This is a genomic window from Mobiluncus holmesii ATCC 35242 (assembly GCF_000185445.1).
GTDB lineage: Bacteria > Actinomycetota > Actinomycetes > Actinomycetales > Actinomycetaceae > Mobiluncus > Mobiluncus curtisii.
Window position 1 is genome coordinate 526,243 of sequence record NZ_GL622346.1, and the last position, 1,892, is coordinate 528,134.

General features: G+C 52.2%; 2 protein-coding genes. Both read left to right on the plus strand.

The genetic code is table 11. The features are described 5' to 3' along the window. Positions 1 to 61: 61 nt before the first annotated feature. On the plus strand, positions 62 to 565 hold the full coding sequence (locus HMPREF0576_RS02180; protein WP_004008477.1) for an arginine repressor: 504 nt from the start codon (positions 62 to 64) through the stop codon (positions 563 to 565). 107 nt (positions 566 to 672) lie between these two features. Next, complete coding sequence (locus HMPREF0576_RS02185; RefSeq protein ID WP_004010531.1) at positions 673 to 1,845, plus strand: M20 metallopeptidase family protein; 1,173 nt, start codon at positions 673 to 675, stop codon at positions 1,843 to 1,845. Positions 1,846 to 1,892: the final 47 nt, after the last annotated feature.

Sequence of the window (1,892 nt, forward strand, 5' to 3'; positions counted from 1 at the left end):
AACCCACAAACCCGATATAAGCCAAAAACACGAGTTTCGATTTTAGGGAGTTGATTTGCCTATGACTGATGACACTCCGTCCCGAGTTTTTCCTTCGAAGGCTACCCGTCATGCTGTCATTACCCGACTGCTGCAAGAAAACGTGATTCGTTCTCAAAGAGCTCTACAAAATCACCTCAACGAACTGGGGTTCAGCGTCACGCAGGCAACCTTGTCTCGAGATTTGGAAGAGCTCTGTGCCACCAAGATTCGAGACCGTGATGGAAACCTGCATTATTCCTTGGTCCCTACCGAGGGCACCGCAGGGAACGCTAAACCTCTCAACGGCAGTCTTGATTATTGGGTAAAACAATTTTTGCTGAAGTCTACGTGCGTTTGTAATCAAGTCATTCTGCGCACGCACCCCGCAGCTGCTTCGCCACTAGCTTCGATAGTAGATAAAGAAAACCTTGAGGGAGTCTTGGGCACGATAGCGGGAGATAATACTCTGTTGATAATTTGTCGTGATGAAGCAGCTGCCCAAGCGCTCCATACCCTCATACTTTCCATCTCCGGAATGGAATAGCTCTCCCAGAACCACTACGTTACCGCTCATCCTGACTAAACTAGCAGTGAGGCTCGGCAATAGGTACCGAGGTTGAATGTAGTTTGAGGAAAGAGGACTCTAGAAACATGCAACAAAGCAACTTGAAACTGATCACAGAGCTGCGCCATGAGCTCCATGCTCATCCTGAAATCTCCGGGCAAGAAACGGAAACCAAACACCGGTTGATGAGCTTTCTAGCCGAGCACACCTCCTTTGCTATTCATGACGAAGGCAGTTGGTTTTGGGTGAAGATTCCCGGAACGAATTCCAGCCAGCCAGCCATCGGTTTCCGTGCAGACTACGATGCGCTGCCCATTCCGGAAGATTTGGACCTCCCTTATGCCTCTCAGAATCCTGGTGTAGCGCACAAGTGTGGTCATGACGGGCACAGTTCCGCTCTGGCGGGATTAGCTCTGGAATTGGCAGGGCATGAAGTGCCATCAGACGTTTATCTCATTTTTCAGCCTGCCGAAGAAACCGGGGCTGGGGGATACGCCAGTTCCCGTCTCATTGAACGTGAAGGAATCGACCAAATTTATGCTTTCCACAACTGGAGCGGAATTCCTCGCGGCTGTGTGGCTTTACGACGTGGCGTGTCGCAGTGTGCCTCGCAAGGACTGAGCCTGGATTTTAAAGGCATTACCACGCACGCCAGCAACCCGGAAGCTGGACTGAACCCCAGCGAAGCGATTGCGCAGCTGGTTCTCTACGTTATGGATTTGGCAGGAGTGGCGAGACTCGGTAATCGGCATTCTTGTTTTGAGGGATTCGTGCTGGCCACCGTGGTAGGAATCGAAGTCGGACGCAAGGACTTTGGTATCTCGGCTTCTCACGGGGAGCTGAACTTAACTCTGCGTGCCGAAAACGAGTCTGACTTGGCACAGCTGAAGAGCCTGATTTGCGACGAGGCTTCCCGCCTGGCGAAGCAGACCTCCCTGCTGCTGTCCCTGACTGACTGCGACGTTTTTCCTGAAACATGCAACGATGACGCAGCGATAGACCTGGTTGTGGCTGCCGCGCAACATGCCGGTCTGCCGGTGGTGTACCTGGAAAAGCCCTACCGTGCTTCGGAAGATTTCGGACATTACCTGAAACTTGCCAGCGGGGCGATGGTTTATATCGGTAATGGGGAAGATTGGCCACCCCTGCATACCTCTGCCTATGACTTCTTGGACAGCAACCTGGAAGTGGCCGTGGATTTGTGGTTGTCTATTCTGGGATTCGTGGTGCCTCATGTCAATTTGAGCGCGAATGGTTAGTTGTGCGTCATTTAGTTTGAGCGCGAAGTGGGGGTTAGGCGCTGCGG